The organism is Andreprevotia chitinilytica DSM 18519, from assembly GCF_000711875.1.
GTDB classification, from domain to species: domain Bacteria; phylum Pseudomonadota; class Gammaproteobacteria; order Burkholderiales; family Chitinibacteraceae; genus Andreprevotia; species Andreprevotia chitinilytica.
In genome coordinates this window covers 1-16,455 of the sequence record NZ_KL543994.1, presented here as the reverse complement: position 1 = coordinate 16,455, position 16,455 = coordinate 1, and the positions used below count along the sequence as shown (strand labels likewise).

Below are 16,455 nucleotides of genomic sequence, written 5' to 3'. Positions count from 1 at the left end.
GAAATAGCGCGCCCCGGACCGACACCGCGAACAGCACGAATATCGAGATATAGGTCACTCCGATTGCATCCCTTTCAGCAAATCGAAGCAATTATCTGCTGAAACAAGCGCTTAACACCCGCTACAATGCAAGCAATCATTACTCGATGCCACCCGATGCTGACTAGCGCTCCACAGACCCGTTCTTCCTGGATCAGCCACTGGAGCACGCTCGACCTGCCGGTGCTGCAGTATACGCTGGATCAAATGCAGGGTTTGCGCGCCCGCAGCGACGAAATCGGTCTACGGGATCTTGCCAGCATGATTGAGCATGATGCGTTGCTTACCCAGCGCATGATCCGATTCCTGCAAGACCACCGCCACGCCAGTCAACTCACCGATGTCAGCACCGTGGATCGCGTACTGCTTATGGTTGGTATCGACGGATTCTTCAAGGAGTTCGCCCGTGTCGAATCGGTAGAGCAACGACTGGCTGATCATCCTTCCGCTCGAGAAGGCTTGCGACGGGTCATGGCGCGCAATTATTTCGCAAGCCAGCTTGCCGCAGCTATCGCAGACCGACGCCACGACCTGGATCCGCTGGAAACCAAGACGGCCTCCCTACTCTCAGGCCTGGCGGAAATGCTGCTATGGCTCTCCGCACCCCAACTTGCCGTCACCATCATGCGCAATCAAATCCAGAATCCGGATTTACGCAGCCGGGATGCACAAATAGCTGTCATCGGTTTTCCTCTGATCGATCTTCAACTGGATATCGCCCAGCAATGGAAATTACCGACGCTGCTCATGCACTTGATGGACGAGCACCGCGCTGACGAGCCCAGAGTGCGCACGGTGACCGCAGCAACGGCTATCGCGCGCCATTTAGGCCACGGCTGGGACAACCCTGCACTACCTGATGACTACCAGGTTGTGGCGGATCTACTCAATACCGATGTCGATGCGGCCTACCAGTTGGTGCGAGACTGTGCATTGCGCACCGGACACCACTGGCAGTGGTATCAATGCTTGCCGCCAATCAGTCAACGTCCATTAATAGTAATCGCCTCCGAACCACAACCACCTGAACCACAAATATTGCAGGCATAAAAAAGGCCAGCATAAGCTGGCCTTTTTTATTGTCATCGTCTGCTTATTCAGCAGCGACCACTTCCGCATCTTCCGGACGGTCAACGAGTTCAACAAACGCCATCGGCGCATTGTCGCCCGCGCGGAAACCGCACTTCAGGATACGGAGGTAACCACCATTGCGGGCGGAATAACGCGGGCCGAGCACATCGAACAGCTTGACCACGATATCACGATCGCGGGTGCGGTTAAACGCGAGGCGGCGGTTAGCCAGCGACGGTGCCTTGCCGAGGGTAATCAGCGGTTCTGCGACGCGGCGCAGTTCCTTAGCCTTCGGCAAAGTGGTTTTGATGACTTCGTGACGCAACAGCGCATTTGCCAGATTGCGCAACAGCGCTTGGCGGTGAGCCGACGTACGATTCAGTTTACGATTGCCATTTCCATGACGCATTTGTCAGTTCCTTTCCGTTGACCGCTCAGGGCTTTTCCAAGCCAGCCGGCGGCCAGTTTTCGAGGCGCATGCCCAGCGACAGACCCTTCGAAGCCAGCACTTCCTTGATTTCATTCAAGGACTTGCGGCCCAGATTCGGTGCCTTCAAGAGTTCAGTCTCGGTGCGCTGGATCAGATCCCCGATGTAGTAGATGTTTTCGGCCTTGAGGCAGTTCGCCGAACGCACGGTCAGTTCGAGGTCGTCCACCGGACGCAGCAGGATCGGATCGATCTGCGGCGCTTGCGGTTTCTCTTCCTCGACTGGAGTGCCTTCGAGATCGGCGAACACCACGAGCTGATCCATCAGAATGCGAGCGGCTTGGCGCACGGCATCTTCTGGCGTCAGCACGCCGTTCGTTTCGATATCGAGGATCAGGCGATCCAGATCGGTACGCTGTTCAACACGGGCGCTTTCGACCGCGTAGCTAACGCGACGGATCGGGCTGAACGACGCATCCAGCTGGATGGTGCCGATGGTGCGATTTTCGTCGTTGGACAGACGAACTGGCGCCGGCTGGTAACCACGGCCTTTTTCGACCTTGATTTCCACGTTCAACTTGCCACCAGCGGAAAGGTGAGCAATCACGTGTTCCGGATTGACCACTTCCACATCATGTGGCAATTGGATGTCGCCGGCTTTAACTACGCCTTCACCATCTTTTACCAGCGTCAGCGTCACGGCCTCACGACCGTGCAGCTTGAGCACCACACCCTTCAGGTTCAGCAGGATATCGACCACGTCTTCCTGCACGCCATCAAGCGCGGAGTATTCGTGAACGACACCGTCGATCTTGACTTCGGTCGGGGCAAAGCCCGGCATCGAAGACAGCAGGATGCGGCGCAAGGCGTTACCGAGCGTATGGCCGTAACCGCGCTCGAACGGCTCCATCACTACCCGTGCTTGGGCAGCAGATTGAGCCTGCACGTCGATGATGCGCGGCTTGAGCAACTCATTAGCGAGGTTTTGCATATATTCAGTGATCCCTTGGGCCTGAGCGGTTGTCAGCGATTACTTGGAATAGAATTCCACCACCAGCGATTCATTCAGATCGCTGGACAGGTCGGAACGCTCCGGCGCGCTCTTGAACACGCCTTCCATCTTCTTGCTGTCAACCTGCACCCAGCCCGGAAATCCGATGCCTTCGGTCAGCGACAGAGCTTCTACCACGCGAGCTTGCTTTTGGGCTTTTTCGCGCACGGACACGACGTCACCGGCCTTCACTTGGAAGGACGCGATATTGACGACTTGGCCATTCACGACGATTGCCTTGTGGCTTACCAGTTGGCGTGCTTCAGCACGTGTCGAACCAAAACCCATACGATAAACAACGTTATCGAGGCGGGATTCGAGCAGCTTCAGCAGGTTTTCGCCAGTGGAGCCTTTACGGCGGCTGGCTTCTTCAAAATAACGGCGGAACTGACGTTCCAGCACGCCGTAGATACGACGGATCTTTTGCTTCTCACGCAGGTGAACACCGTAGTCGGAAAGACGCGGTTGTTTACCGTTAGCGCCATGCTGGCCTGGGGCTTGTTCCAGCTTGCACTTGCTATCGAGCGAGCGACGAGCGCTCTTCAGGAAAAGGTCTGTACCTTCGCGGCGTGCGAGTTTGCACTTGGGTCCAATATAACGAGCCATGACTTACTCCGGGATTAGATACGACGCTTTTTCGGCGGACGGCAGCCGTTATGCGGCACAGGCGTCACATCCGAAATGCTGGTGATCTTGAAGCCGAGCGCGTTCAATGCACGCACCGCGGATTCGCGACCCGGACCAGGGCCCTTGATACGAACTTCAAGGTTCTTCACACCATATTCTTGGGCAACTTTACCAGCGTGCTCTGCAGCAACCTGTGCCGCAAAGGGTGTACTTTTCCGAGAGCCCTTAAAACCAGCACCGCCCGAGGTAGCCCAAGAAAGTGCATTGCCTTGGCGATCGGTGATGGTAATGATCGTGTTATTGAAAGACGCGTGCACATGCACGATGCCTTCCGACACGCTCTTTTTGACTTTCTTCCGTACACGCACTGTGTTTGCTTTAGCCATTTAACTAAATCCTTTAATTACGCTGCCGGCTTATTTCTTGCCGGCAATAGGCTTGCGCGGACCCTTACGGGTACGAGCATTGGTACGCGTGCGTTGGCCGCGAACTGGCAGACCCTTGCGATGGCGGAAGCCACGATAGCAACCAAGGTCCATCAGACGCTTGATGCTCATCGTAATTTCGCGACGCAGGTCGCCTTCAACGGTGAACTTACCGATTTCTTCACGCAACTTGTCGAGTTCAGCTTCGCTGAGATCCTTGACCTTCTTGGTAGGCGCAACGGCGGTGGCTTCGCAGATCGCGTAAGCGCGAGTGCGGCCGATGCCGTAAATTGCCTGAAGGCCGATCACAGCATGCTGGTGATTGGGAATGTTAACCCCAGCAATACGGGCCATACTTCTTTACCCCAGGTTCAAAAAAGTTTTCGAGTATAACGCTAGTTGCCGATTTATTCAATCAGCCTTGGCGTTGCTTATGCCGCGGGTCGGTGCAGATCACGCGCACAACACGGTTGCGGCGGATGATTTTGCAGTTGCGGCAGATTTTCTTGACCGATGCTTGAACTCTCATCGTCTTTCCTTTCAGTCAAAATGAAATCCCGAGCGGCTTATTTCGCCCGGAATACGATGCGAGCCTTGGTCAGATCGTAGGGAGTCAGTTCTACGGTGACCTTGTCACCGGGAAGAATGCGGATGTAATGCATCCGCATCTTGCCGGAGATATGACCAAGAATCACATGCCCGTTTTCGAGTTTCACTCGAAACGTTGCATTCGGCAGCGTTTCGAGCACCTCGCCTTGCATCTGGATGACGTCTTCTTTCGCCATGACAGCCTACTTATGCTCAGCCTTTGAAATTGGCTTTTTTCAGCAGACTCTCGTACTGGTGCGACAACACGTACGATTGCATCTGCGCCATGAAGTCCATCGTCACCACTACCAAAATCAGCAGTGAAGTGCCGCCGAAATAGAACGGAACGTTCCACTTCAGGATCAAGAACTCTGGAATCAAGCAAATCGTGGTGATATATACAGCGCCAATCAACGTCAGCTTCAGAATGAGCTTTTCGATGTAGCGCGCCGTATGCTCACCCGGACGATAGCCCGGGATCATCGCACCGCTTTTCTTCAGGTTGTCCGCGGTTTCCTTCGGGTTGAAGACCAACGCGGTATAGAAGTAACAAAAGAAGATAATCGCCGCCGCATACAAGAGCACATACAACGGCTGCCCAGGATGGAGCTTGTCGCCAATGCCTTTAAGCCACGAGAACCGCTCGCTATTACCAGTCCAAGACAGCACGGTAGCCGGAAACAGAATGATCGACGAAGCAAAAATCGGCGGAATCACACCAGCCATGTTGAGCTTGAGTGGAAGGTGCGTGCTTTGCGCCTGCTGAATGCGGTTACCAACTTGGCGCTTGGCATAATGCACAGGCACCTTTCGCTGGCCGCGTTCAACAAAGACCACCGCAGCGGTTAGCAGCACCACACCAACGAACAGGAACAACACCAGCAAGATCGGCAACGCACCCTGGTTTGCCAAGGTAAGCGTTTTGCCAATTGCTGACGGCACACCCGCCGCAATACCGCCACAGATCAAGATCGAGATCCCGTTACCAAGACCTCGCTCTGTAATCTGCTCGCCCAGCCACATCAGGAACATCGTACCCGTAACAAGCGTGACGATGGCCAAGAACAGGAACTGGACTTGCGGCAACACCACAAGGCCCGGCTGCTTCAGCAACATGGTCGCAATGCCGAAGCTTTGCGCACTAGCCAATGCCACCGTTGCATAACGCGTGTACTGCGTGATCTTGCGACGGCCGGCATCACCCTCTTTCTTCAATTGCTTGAGCGTCGGAAAAACCTCAGCTGCAAGTTGAAGAATGATCGATGCCGAAATGTACGGCATGATCCCGATAGCAAAAACAGTGAAACGAGACAGCGCGCCACCTGAGAACATGTTGAACATGTTCAGCAGGCCGGTTTGCTGCGATTCAAACAACTTTGCCAGTTCTGCCGGGTTGATACCCGGCACCGGGATGTGCGCGCCGATTCGATAAACGATCAGCGCACCCACCAAGAACCAGACCCGTTTCTTCAGATCTGCAAACTTGCTACCTGCGGAAGCCAGTGCGGGATTAGCCACGTTGCCGTATTCCTCAAAAGGCTAGGTTAGTCGACGATACTGCCACCCGCCGCTTCGATCGCAGCGCGAGCACCCTTCGAGGCAGCAATGCCCTTCAAGGTAACAGCGCGTTCGATCTTGCCGGACAGGATGACCTTAGCTTGGTCAGCATGCTGGGAAACGAGACCCGCTTGCAGCAGAACGAGAAAATCGACCTCGTTAACCGGAAGCTTGTCCAATGCCGACAGCGTTACTTCAGCCGACTTGCCGCGAGACAGCGACACGAAACCACGCTTCGGCAGGCGACGATGCAGCGGCATTTGACCGCCTTCGAAACCAACCTTGTGGAAGCCACCAGCACGGGATTTTTGACCCTTGTGGCCGCGACCTGCGGTTTTACCCAGACCGGAACCGATACCGCGACCAACACGCTTTTTCGCGTGGGTAGCGCCCTCGGCCGGCTTCAGGTTATTCAGTACGAGAGACATATTAGCCCTCCACCTTCAGCAGATAGCTGATCTTGTTGATCATGCCCCGGTTTTCCGGGGTATCGATCACTTCAGCTGAGTGGTTCAGTTTCTTGAGGCCGAGGCCACGGGCGCATGCCTTGTGGCTTTCCAGACGGCCGATCAGGCTCTTCACGAGCGTGACCTTGATCTTCTTGGCATCAACCATTATTCACCTCCGAAGAGTTCTTCGACGCTCTTGCCGCGCTTGGCCGCGATATCGCCAGCGGTATGCAGTTTGGCAAGGCCGTCCAGCGTGGCGCGAACCACGTTGTACGGATTGGTCGAACCGTGAATCTTTGCGGTGATGTTGTGTACACCAGCCACTTCGAACACAGCGCGCATCGGGCCGCCAGCGATAATGCCGGTACCTTCAGGAGCAGGCTGCATGAAGACTGTCGTCGCGCCGTGCTTACCGATCACGCTATGCGGAACGGTGCCATTCTTCAGCGACGCCTTGAACATCTTCTTGCGAGCTTCTTCCAGCGCTTTCTGCACCGCTACCGGCACTTCTTTCGCCTTGCCCTTGCCCATGCCGACTGCACCGTCGCCATCACCGACCACGGTCAGTGCGGCAAAGCCCATAATGCGACCGCCCTTGACGACTTTGGTGACGCGGTTAACGCCAACCATCTTCTCGCGAAGGCCGTCCCCGCGATCTTCTACTTCGTTCTTAGCCATGTTGTAACTCCAAGCTCAATTAGAAGACGAGGCCGCCTTCACGAGCCGCGTCGGCAAGCGCCTTAACGCGACCGTGATAGTGGAAACCGGAACGATCGAATGCAACTTGCTCGACACCAGCAGCCTTCGCCTTTTCAGCGATGCGCTTGCCCACGAGGGTTGCAGCTTCAACGTTGCCGCCATTTTTGATTTGACCGCGTACTTCAGCCTCGAGGCTGGAAGCAGCTGCAAGCACCTTGCCGCCAGTCGCATCAATGACTTGGGCGTAGATGTTGCCGTTGGTCCGATGCACCGAAAGGCGCACCACCTTGAGCTCCGCAATCTTTGCACGGGTTTTACGTGCGCGGCGGGCTCGGGTTTCTTTCTTGTCCATGATTCAGCCTCGATTACTTCTTCTTGGTTTCTTTCAGAACCACGACTTCATCCGAGTAACGAACGCCCTTGCCCTTATAGGGTTCCGGCGAGCGATAAGCACGAATTTCAGCAGCGACTTGACCAAGAACTTGCTTGTCGGCGCCCTTGAGGACGATTTCAGTCTGGGTCGGGGTCTCAACTTTCACACCGGCCGGCATCTTGTGCACAACCGGATGGGAGAAGCCGAGCGTCAGGTTCAGCGCATCACCTTGAGCCTGAGCACGATAGCCCACGCCAACCAGGTTCAATTTGCGCTCAAAACCCTTGGAAACGCCGGTCACCATATTGTTGACCAGTGCACGCAGGGTGCCGGACATCGAACGTGCGAAACGATCGCCATTCTTGGCCGCAAACACAACTGCGTTGTTTTCTACCTTAACTTCGACCGAACCGGTCAGCGGCTGCGTGAGCGAACCGTTCGGGCCCTTGACGACGATTGCAGCGGCATCGACTTTAACTTCGACACCAGACGGAATGGCTACCGGATTTTTAGCTACGCGAGACATTAGTTCACCTCATCAAGCTACGAAGCAAAGCAGCTCGCCACCAACACCATTGGCACGCGCTTTGCGATCGGTCATCACACCCTTGGACGTGGACAGAATCGCCACACCAAGACCATTCATCACTTGCGGAATGTCGTTCGCACCCTTGTAGATGCGCAGACCCGGCTTGGACACGCGCTCAATACGCTCGATGACCGGACGGCCAGCATAGTACTTGAGCTCGATGGTCAGCACCGGCTTCACGTCGCCAGAAGCGACAAACGATTCGATATAACCTTCATCCTGCAGTACCTTGGCGATCGCAATCTTCAATTTCGAAGACGGCATCGCGACTTGTACCTTGTCCGCACGCTGGGCGTTACGGATGCGGGTCAGCATATCGGCGATAGGATCATGCATTGCCATGTTTCTACTCTCCTATTACCAGCTGGCCTTCACCATGCCGGGGATTTCACCCTTCATGGCGAGCTCGCGGAGCTTGTTGCGGCCAAGGCCGAATTTGCTGTACACACCACGCGGACGACCGGTCAACGAGCAACGGTTGTGCAGGCGGGTCGGCGCGCTGTTACGCGGCAGCGATTGCAGCTTCAGGCGGGCCTGAAAGCGGTCTTCTTCACTCGCGTTGACGTCGTTGGCAGTTGCAAGCAGCGCCTGGCGCTTAGCTGCGAACTTTTCGACGACGGCGCGACGCTTCTCTTCACGTTTAATCAGTGCAAGTTTTGCCATGATCGCCTCAATTCTTGAACGGGAACTTGAACGCGGCGAGAAGGGCGCGAGCCTCTTCGTCTGTCTTCGCGGTCGTCGTAATGGTGATGTTCATCCCGCGCAGAGCATCGATCTTGTCGTACTCGATTTCCGGGAAGATGATCTGTTCCTTGACACCCATGTTGAAGTTGCCACGACCGTCGAAGGACTTGGCAGACACACCACGGAAGTCACGGACGCGCGGCAGCGCAACCGAAACCAGGCGATCAAAGAATTCGTACATCCGGTCACGGCGCAGAGTCACCTTGCAACCAATCGGATAGTCATCACGAATCTTGAAGCCAGCAATGGATTTCTTCGCCTTGGTCACAACCACTTTCTGGCCGGTGATCTTTTCCAGATCGCCCACAGCATGTTCCATCACTTTCTTGTCAGCAACCGCTTCACCCACACCCATGTTCAGGGTGATCTTTTCGATGCGCGGCACTTCCATGACCGACTTGTAGCCGAACTGTTCAATCAGCTTCGGTACAACTTGCTCTTTGTAAATATCTTGCAGACGAGCCATGTTTTACCCCTTAGCTGCCAACGACTTCGCCGCTGGACTTGAACACGCGGACTTTCTTGCCGTCATCGAGCAGCTTGAAGCCAACGCGATCAGCCTTGCCGGTCGCCGGGTTGAAAATTGCAACGTTGGACACGTGCACCGGCAGCGTCAGCTCGACGATGCCACCTTGAACACCGCGCAGCGGGTTAGGCTTTTGATGCTTTTTGACCACGTGCACGCCTTCAACAACCAGCTTGTCTTCGGTCGGCAGCATACGCACGACGGTGCCGCGCTTGCCCTTGTCCTTGCCGGTAATGACGATGACTTCATCGCCCTTGCGAATCTTGTTCATTCCGATCTCCTTACAACACTTCCGGCGCAAGCGAAACGATCTTCATGAATCGCTCGGTGCGCAGCTCACGCGTCACCGGCCCGAAGATACGGGTACCGATCGGCTCAAGCTTGTTGTTAAGGAGAACGGCGGCATTGCCGTCGAACTTGATCAGCGAACCGTCGGCACGACGAACGCCCTTGGCGGTGCGAACGACGACGGCGCTGTAGACGTCACCCTTCTTGACACGACCACGCGGGGCGGCATCTTTGATGGTCACCTTGATGATGTCGCCAACTGAAGCGTAGCGACGCTTGGAGCCGCCCAACACCTTGATGCACATCACGTGACGCGCACCGGTATTGTCTGCAACCTCCAGCATGGATTGCATTTGGATCATTTAAAAACAACCTCCAACTTATACCGCACATTAATCCCGACAAAGCCGAGGTGCTCGGCTAAACCGAGCCAGGATGCGGTCAGTTTTGGATCCCGTAAGGGAAGGAACAACGGCAGTGTTACGCCGAAGATAGAAAAGCGGGCATTGTACACAGAGTACAATGCCCGCGCAAGCATGCATCAGATCAAAGATCAGACCACGCGAGCCTTTTCCAGCAGTGCCGTCACATACCAAGACTTGGTCTTTGACAGCGGACGCCCCTCTTCGATCGAAACCAGATCACCTTCGTGATACTGATTTGTCTCATCGTGAGCGTGGTATTTCTTGGAACGGCGAACAACTTTGCCGTACAGCGGGTGCTTGACCAAGTGCTCGACCAGGACAGTGACGGTTTTATCCATCTTGTCGCTGACGACGCGGCCGGTCAAAGAACGCTTCGATTTGGATTCGCTCATGATTACGCCGCCTTGTCAGCCAGAATGGTACGAACACGCGCAATTTCCTTGCGCACCCGGTTGATTTCGCTCGTCTTCGCCAGCTGACCAGTCGCATGTTGCATGCGCAGGCCAAACTGAGCGCGGAGAAGCGCCGTCAATTCGCCCTTGAGCTCTTCGACGGACTTTTGACGCAGTTCAGCAGCTTTCATCATTGCCCCACTTGGCGAGTAACGAAGGAAACCGCGAACGGCAGCTTGGCCGAAGCCAGGCGGAACGCCTCACGTGCAATCACTTCGTCCACGCCGTCGAGTTCATAGAGAACCTTGCCCGGCTGGATTTCAGCAACCCAGTACTCCGGGCTACCCTTACCATTACCCATCCGCACTTCGGCCGGCTTGGTCGAGATCGGTTTATCCGGGAAAACACGGATCCACACGCGACCGCCACGCTTGATGTAACGGGTGATGGCACGACGGGCAGCTTCGATCTGACGTGCAGTCAGACGGCCGCGGCTGGTGGCCTTCAGGCCCCAGGTACCGAACGCAACGGAATTGCCACGAGTGGCGATACCGGTGTTACGGCCCTTTTGGACCTTACGGAACTTGAGTCTAGTTGGCTGCAGCATTGCGAGGCCCCTTTCTTGGTTTCTTCTGGGTTTCCGGCGCCGGCTCTGCAGCCTTTTCGCCTGGCTTCATTTCGCCCTTATAAACCCAAACCTTGATCCCGATGATGCCGTAGGTCGTCTTGGCTTCGGACGTTGCGTAGTCGATATCGGCACGCAACGTGTGAAGCGGCACACGACCTTCGCGATACCATTCGGTACGTGCGATTTCAATGCCGTTCAGACGGCCAGACGACATGATCTTGATGCCCTGAGCACCGAGACGCATGGCGTTTTGCATCGCGCGCTTCATGGCACGACGGAACATCACGCGCTTTTCCAGCTGCGACGAGATGCTATCGGCGATGATCTGCGCATCGATTTCCGGCTTACGGACTTCTTCGATGTTAACGTGCACCGGCACCTTGAGGATGTTTTGCAGCTCTTTCTTGAGCAGCTCGATATCCTCGCCTTTCTTGCCGATAACAACACCTGGACGCGCGGTCTGGATGGTGATCTTGGCATTCTTGGCCGGGCGCTCGATCACGATGCGGCTAACCGCAGCGTTTGCCAGCTTTTTCTTCAGGAACTCACGCACTTCGATATCAGCGGTGAGCATCTCGGAGAAGTTCTTGCTGTTGGCGTACCAGCGCGAGGCCCAGTTCTTGGTGACGGCGAGACGAAAACCCGTCGGATGAATTTTCTGACCCATAATCGCTCCTTAGTCGCCAACAGTCAGCGTGATGTGGCAGGTCTGCTTCTCAATCTTGTTACCGCGGCCCTTGGCACGAGCAGTAAAACGCTTGAGGGACGGACCCTTATCCACATAAATCGTCGCGACTTTGAGGGAGTCGATATCGGCACCCTCATTGTGCTCCGCGTTGGCGATTGCCGATTCCAGCACCTTCTTAATCAGGACAGCACCCTTTTTCGGGCTGAAGGCGAGGATGTTCAGCGCTTGTTCCACCGGTTTGCCACGGACAAGGTCAGCGACCAGCCGAGCTTTTTGGGCGGAGAGACGAGCATTGCTCAGTACAGCGGATACTTGCATGTCTTCACCTTATCGCTTGGCTTTTTTGTCGGCGGCATGGCCTTTGAAAGTCCGGGTGAGCGCAAACTCACCCAACTTGTGGCCAACCATGTTTTCGTTCACGTAGACCGGAACGTGCTGCTTACCGTTGTGCACAGCGATCGTCAAACCGACGAAATCTGGCAAAACGGTGGAACGACGCGACCAAGTTTTAATCGGGCGCTTGTCGTTCGATGCACGGGCAGTCTCAATCTTCTTGATAAGGTGCAGGTCGACGAAAGGACCCTTCTTAACAGAACGTGCCATGTTCAATTACCCCTTAGTCGCATAACGACGACGAACGATCATGCCGTCAGTACGCTTGTTGTTGCGGGTACGATAGCCCTTGGTCGGTTGGCCCCATGGACTAACCGGAACGCGACCTTCACCAGTCTTACCTTCACCACCGCCGTGCGGGTGATCGACCGGGTTCATCGCGACACCACGAACCGTCGGACGAATACCCAACCAACGCTTCGCACCGGCTTTGCCGTAGGAGCGCAGGCTATGCTCTTCGTTACCGACTTCACCCAGCGTAGCGCGGCAGTCGATATGCACCTTGCGGATTTCGCCAGAGCGCAGACGCAACTGGGCGTAAGCACCTTCACGAGCCAGCAATTGCACACCAGCACCAGCGGAGCGAGCGATTTGCGCACCCTTACCCGGTTGCAGCTCGACGCAGTGGATAGTGGAACCGACCGGAATATTACGGATCGGCATCGCGGAACCCACCTTGATCGGCGCATCAGAACCCGAGACAACGGTCATACCGGCCTTCAGGCCCTTCGGGGCGATGATGTAGCGACGCTCGCCATCGGCGTAGCACAGCAACGCGATGTTCGCGGTACGGTTCGGGTCATATTCCAGACGCTCAACTTTGGCAACGATGCCATCCTTGTTGCGCTTGAAATCGATCACACGATAGTGCTGCTTATGCCCACCACCCATATGACGAGTCGTGATCACACCGCGATTGTTACGACCAGCGGTCTTCGATTGCGGCTCAAGCAACGGCGCGTACGGCGCACCCTTGTGCAGATCCGGATTGACGACCTTGACGACAGCGCGGCGACCAGCGGACGTCGGTTTTACTTTAACCAATGCCATTTCTCAGTCTCCTTATTGCGCAGCCGCAACATCGATTTCTTGGCCAGGAGCCAGGCTAACGTACGCCTTTTTCCAGTCCTTGCGCTGACCGTTGAAACGGCCGAAACGCTTGGATTTACCCTTAACGTTCAACACGGTCACCGACTCGACCTGCACCTTGAAGAGCAGCTCAACCGCAGCCTTGATTTCGGCCTTGGTAGCGTCAGTGGAAACGCGGAACACGATTTGTTCGTTCTTTTCAGCAACGAAGGTGGTCTTTTCGGATACAACCGGACCACGCAACACCTGAAGCAAACGGTTTTCAGTGAATTGCGTCATGCGAAGAGCTCCTCGAAAGCAGCCAGCGCTTCGCGGGTCAGCACGACCTTCTTGAAGCGGACCAGGCTCACCGGATCAGCTTGCGACGGCTCAAGCACCAGAACGTCATGCAGATTGCGCGACGCAAGGTACAGGTTCTCGTCCAGTTCCTTGGTGATGATCAGAACGGAATCGAGATTCAGCGAGCCGAGCTTTTGCACCAAGACCTTGGTCTTCGGCGCTTCGAGCGCGAACGAGTCAACCACGATCAGACGATCTTCACGCACCAGTTGCGACAGAATGGTCGCGATACCGGCACGGTACATCTTGCGGTTAACCTTTTGGCTGAAGTTCTCATCCGGGCTGTTCGGGAACGTCTTACCACCACCACGCCACAACGGCGAGGACGTCATACCGGCACGAGCGCGGCCCGTACCCTTTTGACGCCACGGTTTCTTGGTGGTGTGCTTGACATCCGTACGATCTTTTTGAGCACGATTGCCGCTGCGCGCATTTGCAAAGTAAGCGGTGACCACCTGGTGGACCAGCGCCTCATTGAATTCACGCGCAAACAGGGCATCGGACGCGGCGACGGCGGCTTGCGCCTCACCGCTAGCATTGATGACTTTCAGTTCCATCATGCACCTGCCTTCACACTCGGACGAACGACAACGTCATTGCCCTTGGAGCCCGGAACCGCACCCTTGACCAGCAGAAGCTGGCGCTCAACATCGATGCGAACCACTTCGAGGTTCTGCACGGTAGACTTGACGTTACCGAGCTGACCCGCCATGCGCTTACCCGGGAAAATACGACCCGGATCCTGCGCCTGACCGATAGAACCTGGCGTATTGTGCGAACGGGAGTTACCGTGCGAAGCACGGTTGGAACTGAAATGGTGACGCTTGATAACACCAGAGAAACCCTTACCCTGAGTGGTACCGGAAACATCAACCAATTGACCAGCTGCGAACAACTCCACGGACAGCGCATCACCAGCCTTCAGATCAGCAAGCTTCTCAGCAGAGACACGGAACTCAACGAGCCCCAGACCTGCTTCGACACCTGCCTTGGCAAAGTGACCGGCTTCCGCCTTGTTGACGCGATTGGCCTTCTTGGCGCCGAAAGTTACCTGAACGGCAGCATAGCCGTCGGTTTCCACGGACTTGATTTGCGTGACGCGATTTGCGGACATGTCCAGCACCGTTACCGGGATGGATGCACCATCTTCGGCAAAGACGCGAGTCATGCCGACTTTGCGACCGACAAGACCTAAGCTCATAGTTATTTCCTTTTCAGGGCCGATTGCGATTGATCGGCTAATAACTGACTAATTAAATGAAAAACAAAAGGGCTTACCACCCGAAAGTGGTAAGCCCGCGATACTAGCACAGCTTTTTCTTTTGCCGCAAGCACTTAGCGCACTCGCGGCCTATCTTTTTAACTTCTACTCCACGGCTCATTCAAACCGGAGAAGCAATCAACAGCGACCGGGTACTGCGCACCAAGACAACCGCGCACACAAACTCCCCGCCGATTACTGAAGCTTGATTTCGACGTCAACACCAGCCGGCAGATCCAGCTTCATCAGCGCATCAACGGTCTTGTCAGTCGGATCAACAATATCCATCAAACGCAGATGGGTACGGATTTCGAACTGATCACGCGAAGTCTTGTTTACGTGCGGCGAACGCAGCACGTCAAAACGTTCGATTTTAGTCGGCAACGGCACCGGACCCTTGACGACTGCACCGGTACGCTTAGCGGTATCAACGATTTCTTGAGCCGAACGATCGATCAGCGCGTAGTCGAATGCCTTCAAGCGGATACGGATTTTTTGGTTTGCCATGGTTTTTCCCAAAGAGCGAGGCAGTTAGATCACTGCCGAAACATCATGAAAGAACAGAAGGCGAGCCTTGCGGCTCGCCCATATCAGTATTACTCGATGATCTTAGCCACGACACCCGCGCCGACGGTACGACCGCCTTCACGAATCGCGAAACGCAGACCTTGCTCCATCGCGATCGGAGCAATCAGCGACACCACCACTTCCACGTTGTCGCCTGGCATCACCATTTCAGTACCAGCCGGCAATTCAACCGCACCGGTCACGTCGGTGGTACGGAAGTAGAACTGCGGACGGTAGCCATTGAAGAACGGCGTATGACGACCACCCTCTTCCTTGGACAACACGTACACCGAACCCGAGAACTTGGTGTGCGGGGTGATCGAGCCCGGCTTGGCCAGAACTTGACCGCGCTGAACATCTTCACGCTTGGTACCGCGCAGCAGCGCGCCAATGTTGTCGCCAGCCTGACCTTGGTCGAGCAGCTTGCGGAACATTTCCACACCCGTGCAGGTGGTCTTGACCGTCGGCACGATACCGACGATTTCGATTTCTTCACCAACCTTGACGATGCCGCGCTCAACACGACCGGTCACCACAGTACCGCGACCCGAGATGGAGAACACGTCCTCCACCGGCATCAGGAAGGCGCCATCGATGGCACGTTCCGGCGTCGGGATGTAGGAATCCAGTGCGTCCGCCAGACGGAAGATCGCCGGCTCGCCGTATTCGGACTGATCACCTTCGAGAGCCAGACGGGCAGAACCAGTAATGATCGGGGTATCGTCACCTGGAAAGTCGTACTTGGAGAGCAGCTCGCGCACTTCCATTTCGACCAGTTCCAGCAACTCAGCGTCATCCACCAAGTCAGCCTTGTTCATGAAGACGATGATGTATGGCACGCCAACCTGGCGGGACAACAGGATGTGCTCGCGCGTTTGCGGCATCGGGCCGTCAGCGGCCGACACAACCAACACAGCACCGTCCATCTGCGCCGCGCCAGTGATCATGTTCTTCACATAGTCAGCGTGACCCGGGCAGTCGACGTGCGCATAGTGGCGCGCATCGGTTTCGTATTCAACGTGAGCGGTGTTAATGGTAATACCGCGCGCCTTTTCTTCCGGCGCGCTATCGATCTGGTCGTAACCCTTCGCTTCGCCACCGAACTTCTTCGACAGAATGGTGGTGATCGCTGCGGTCAGCGTGGTCTTGCCGTGGTCAACGTGACCAATCGTGCCCACGTTCACGTGCGGCTTCGTACGTTCAAACTTACCCTTAGCCAT

General features: G+C 55.7%; 31 protein-coding genes. 1 reads left to right on the top strand and 30 read right to left on the bottom strand.

What is annotated here, in order from left to right:
• Positions 1–156 precede the first annotated feature (156 nt).
• A complete protein-coding gene (locus tag BR41_RS23875) occupies positions 157–1,089 on the top strand; it encodes an HDOD domain-containing protein (protein WP_169741355.1) in 933 nt (310 codons plus the stop codon).
• Positions 1,090–1,132: 43 nt separating this feature from the next.
• Here the strand turns inward: BR41_RS23875 and rplQ are convergent, their stop codons facing one another.
• The 30 genes from rplQ to tuf all read right to left on the bottom strand — a co-directional run bounded on the left by rplQ (position 1,133) and on the right by tuf (position 16,455).
• Positions 1,133–1,519, bottom strand: coding sequence for a 50S ribosomal protein L17 (rplQ, locus tag BR41_RS22185; RefSeq protein WP_035061784.1), 387 nt, complete (start codon positions 1,517–1,519; stop codon positions 1,133–1,135).
• A gap of 25 nt (positions 1,520–1,544) precedes the next feature.
• Positions 1,545–2,528 (bottom strand): DNA-directed RNA polymerase subunit alpha, encoded by a 984-nt coding sequence (locus tag BR41_RS22180; RefSeq protein ID WP_035061782.1) that lies wholly within the window; start codon positions 2,526–2,528, stop codon positions 1,545–1,547.
• A 39-nt stretch (positions 2,529–2,567) separates the two neighbouring features.
• The gene (rpsD, locus tag BR41_RS22175; protein WP_035061780.1) at positions 2,568–3,194 is read right to left on the bottom strand and encodes a 30S ribosomal protein S4; all 627 of its coding nucleotides are present in this window, start codon (positions 3,192–3,194) and stop codon (positions 2,568–2,570) included.
• Positions 3,195–3,208: 14 nt separating this feature from the next.
• The gene (rpsK, locus tag BR41_RS22170; RefSeq protein WP_018748522.1) at positions 3,209–3,601 is read right to left on the bottom strand and encodes a 30S ribosomal protein S11; all 393 of its coding nucleotides are present in this window, start codon (positions 3,599–3,601) and stop codon (positions 3,209–3,211) included.
• Between the two features lie 30 nt (positions 3,602–3,631).
• Positions 3,632–3,994 (bottom strand): 30S ribosomal protein S13, encoded by a 363-nt coding sequence (gene rpsM, locus BR41_RS22165; protein WP_035061777.1) that lies wholly within the window; start codon positions 3,992–3,994, stop codon positions 3,632–3,634.
• 61 nt (positions 3,995–4,055) lie between these two features.
• Complete coding sequence (gene rpmJ / locus BR41_RS22160) at positions 4,056–4,169, bottom strand: 50S ribosomal protein L36 (protein WP_018748524.1); 114 nt, start codon at positions 4,167–4,169, stop codon at positions 4,056–4,058.
• Between the two features lie 37 nt (positions 4,170–4,206).
• A complete protein-coding gene (gene infA / locus BR41_RS22155; RefSeq protein ID WP_035061773.1) occupies positions 4,207–4,425 on the bottom strand; it encodes a translation initiation factor IF-1 in 219 nt (72 codons plus the stop codon).
• 16 nt (positions 4,426–4,441) lie between these two features.
• Positions 4,442–5,746, bottom strand: coding sequence for a preprotein translocase subunit SecY (gene secY / locus BR41_RS22150; protein WP_035061772.1), 1,305 nt, complete (start codon positions 5,744–5,746; stop codon positions 4,442–4,444).
• 26 nt (positions 5,747–5,772) lie between these two features.
• A complete protein-coding gene (rplO, locus tag BR41_RS22145; protein WP_035061771.1) occupies positions 5,773–6,213 on the bottom strand; it encodes a 50S ribosomal protein L15 in 441 nt (146 codons plus the stop codon).
• A gap of 1 nt (position 6,214) precedes the next feature.
• Positions 6,215–6,400, bottom strand: a complete 186-nt coding sequence (gene rpmD, locus BR41_RS22140) for a 50S ribosomal protein L30 (RefSeq protein WP_035061769.1) — start codon at positions 6,398–6,400, stop codon at positions 6,215–6,217.
• Complete coding sequence (gene rpsE, locus BR41_RS22135; RefSeq protein WP_035061767.1) at positions 6,400–6,912, bottom strand: 30S ribosomal protein S5; 513 nt, start codon at positions 6,910–6,912, stop codon at positions 6,400–6,402. Before rpsE ends, rpmD begins: the two co-directional genes overlap by 1 nt.
• A 19-nt stretch (positions 6,913–6,931) precedes the next feature.
• Positions 6,932–7,285, bottom strand: a complete 354-nt coding sequence (rplR, locus tag BR41_RS22130) for a 50S ribosomal protein L18 (protein WP_035061765.1) — start codon at positions 7,283–7,285, stop codon at positions 6,932–6,934.
• Positions 7,286–7,298: 13 nt separating this feature from the next.
• Positions 7,299–7,832: a 50S ribosomal protein L6 gene (gene rplF / locus BR41_RS22125; protein ID WP_035061763.1), complete on the bottom strand. Its 534-nt coding sequence runs from the start codon at positions 7,830–7,832 to the stop codon at positions 7,299–7,301.
• A gap of 12 nt (positions 7,833–7,844) precedes the next feature.
• Positions 7,845–8,237, bottom strand: a complete 393-nt coding sequence (gene rpsH / locus BR41_RS22120; RefSeq protein ID WP_035061761.1) for a 30S ribosomal protein S8 — start codon at positions 8,235–8,237, stop codon at positions 7,845–7,847.
• Positions 8,238–8,252: 15 nt separating this feature from the next.
• The gene (gene rpsN, locus BR41_RS22115; RefSeq protein ID WP_035061760.1) at positions 8,253–8,558 is read right to left on the bottom strand and encodes a 30S ribosomal protein S14; all 306 of its coding nucleotides are present in this window, start codon (positions 8,556–8,558) and stop codon (positions 8,253–8,255) included.
• A gap of 7 nt (positions 8,559–8,565) precedes the next feature.
• Positions 8,566–9,105: a 50S ribosomal protein L5 gene (rplE, locus tag BR41_RS22110; protein WP_035061759.1), complete on the bottom strand. Its 540-nt coding sequence runs from the start codon at positions 9,103–9,105 to the stop codon at positions 8,566–8,568.
• Positions 9,106–9,115: 10 nt separating this feature from the next.
• The gene (gene rplX / locus BR41_RS22105) at positions 9,116–9,436 is read right to left on the bottom strand and encodes a 50S ribosomal protein L24 (protein ID WP_035061757.1); all 321 of its coding nucleotides are present in this window, start codon (positions 9,434–9,436) and stop codon (positions 9,116–9,118) included.
• 10 nt (positions 9,437–9,446) lie between these two features.
• On the bottom strand, positions 9,447–9,815 hold the full coding sequence (gene rplN, locus BR41_RS22100) for a 50S ribosomal protein L14 (RefSeq protein WP_035061755.1): 369 nt from the start codon (positions 9,813–9,815) through the stop codon (positions 9,447–9,449).
• A gap of 191 nt (positions 9,816–10,006) precedes the next feature.
• Positions 10,007–10,270 carry a 30S ribosomal protein S17 gene (gene rpsQ, locus BR41_RS22090; RefSeq protein WP_035061751.1) on the bottom strand — a complete coding sequence of 88 codons (264 nt, stop codon included), beginning with the start codon at positions 10,268–10,270 and terminating at the stop codon, positions 10,007–10,009.
• A gap of 2 nt (positions 10,271–10,272) precedes the next feature.
• Positions 10,273–10,461: a 50S ribosomal protein L29 gene (gene rpmC, locus BR41_RS22085; RefSeq protein ID WP_035061750.1), complete on the bottom strand. Its 189-nt coding sequence runs from the start codon at positions 10,459–10,461 to the stop codon at positions 10,273–10,275.
• Positions 10,461–10,877: a 50S ribosomal protein L16 gene (gene rplP, locus BR41_RS22080; protein WP_035061749.1), complete on the bottom strand. Its 417-nt coding sequence runs from the start codon at positions 10,875–10,877 to the stop codon at positions 10,461–10,463. The genes rpmC and rplP overlap by 1 nt, the downstream gene beginning before the upstream one ends.
• The gene (rpsC, locus tag BR41_RS22075; protein ID WP_035061748.1) at positions 10,861–11,565 is read right to left on the bottom strand and encodes a 30S ribosomal protein S3; all 705 of its coding nucleotides are present in this window, start codon (positions 11,563–11,565) and stop codon (positions 10,861–10,863) included. The genes rplP and rpsC overlap by 17 nt, the downstream gene beginning before the upstream one ends.
• A gap of 9 nt (positions 11,566–11,574) precedes the next feature.
• Positions 11,575–11,904, bottom strand: a complete 330-nt coding sequence (gene rplV / locus BR41_RS22070) for a 50S ribosomal protein L22 (protein ID WP_035061746.1) — start codon at positions 11,902–11,904, stop codon at positions 11,575–11,577.
• A 9-nt stretch (positions 11,905–11,913) separates the two neighbouring features.
• Entirely contained in the window at positions 11,914–12,189 is a 276-nt protein-coding gene (gene rpsS, locus BR41_RS22065; RefSeq protein ID WP_035061744.1) for a 30S ribosomal protein S19, read from the bottom strand.
• Positions 12,190–12,195: 6 nt separating this feature from the next.
• Positions 12,196–13,029 carry a 50S ribosomal protein L2 gene (gene rplB, locus BR41_RS22060; protein ID WP_035061742.1) on the bottom strand — a complete coding sequence of 278 codons (834 nt, stop codon included), beginning with the start codon at positions 13,027–13,029 and terminating at the stop codon, positions 12,196–12,198.
• 12 nt (positions 13,030–13,041) lie between these two features.
• Positions 13,042–13,347 carry a 50S ribosomal protein L23 gene (gene rplW, locus BR41_RS22055; RefSeq protein ID WP_035061739.1) on the bottom strand — a complete coding sequence of 102 codons (306 nt, stop codon included), beginning with the start codon at positions 13,345–13,347 and terminating at the stop codon, positions 13,042–13,044.
• A complete protein-coding gene (gene rplD, locus BR41_RS22050) occupies positions 13,344–13,964 on the bottom strand; it encodes a 50S ribosomal protein L4 (protein ID WP_035061737.1) in 621 nt (206 codons plus the stop codon). The genes rplW and rplD overlap by 4 nt, the downstream gene beginning before the upstream one ends.
• The gene (gene rplC, locus BR41_RS22045) at positions 13,964–14,608 is read right to left on the bottom strand and encodes a 50S ribosomal protein L3 (RefSeq protein WP_035061735.1); all 645 of its coding nucleotides are present in this window, start codon (positions 14,606–14,608) and stop codon (positions 13,964–13,966) included. The genes rplD and rplC overlap by 1 nt, the downstream gene beginning before the upstream one ends.
• Positions 14,609–14,863: 255 nt before the next feature.
• Entirely contained in the window at positions 14,864–15,175 is a 312-nt protein-coding gene (gene rpsJ / locus BR41_RS22040; protein WP_035061732.1) for a 30S ribosomal protein S10, read from the bottom strand.
• An 89-nt stretch (positions 15,176–15,264) separates the two neighbouring features.
• Positions 15,265–16,455 (bottom strand): elongation factor Tu, encoded by a 1,191-nt coding sequence (gene tuf / locus BR41_RS22035; RefSeq protein ID WP_035059896.1) that lies wholly within the window; start codon positions 16,453–16,455, stop codon positions 15,265–15,267.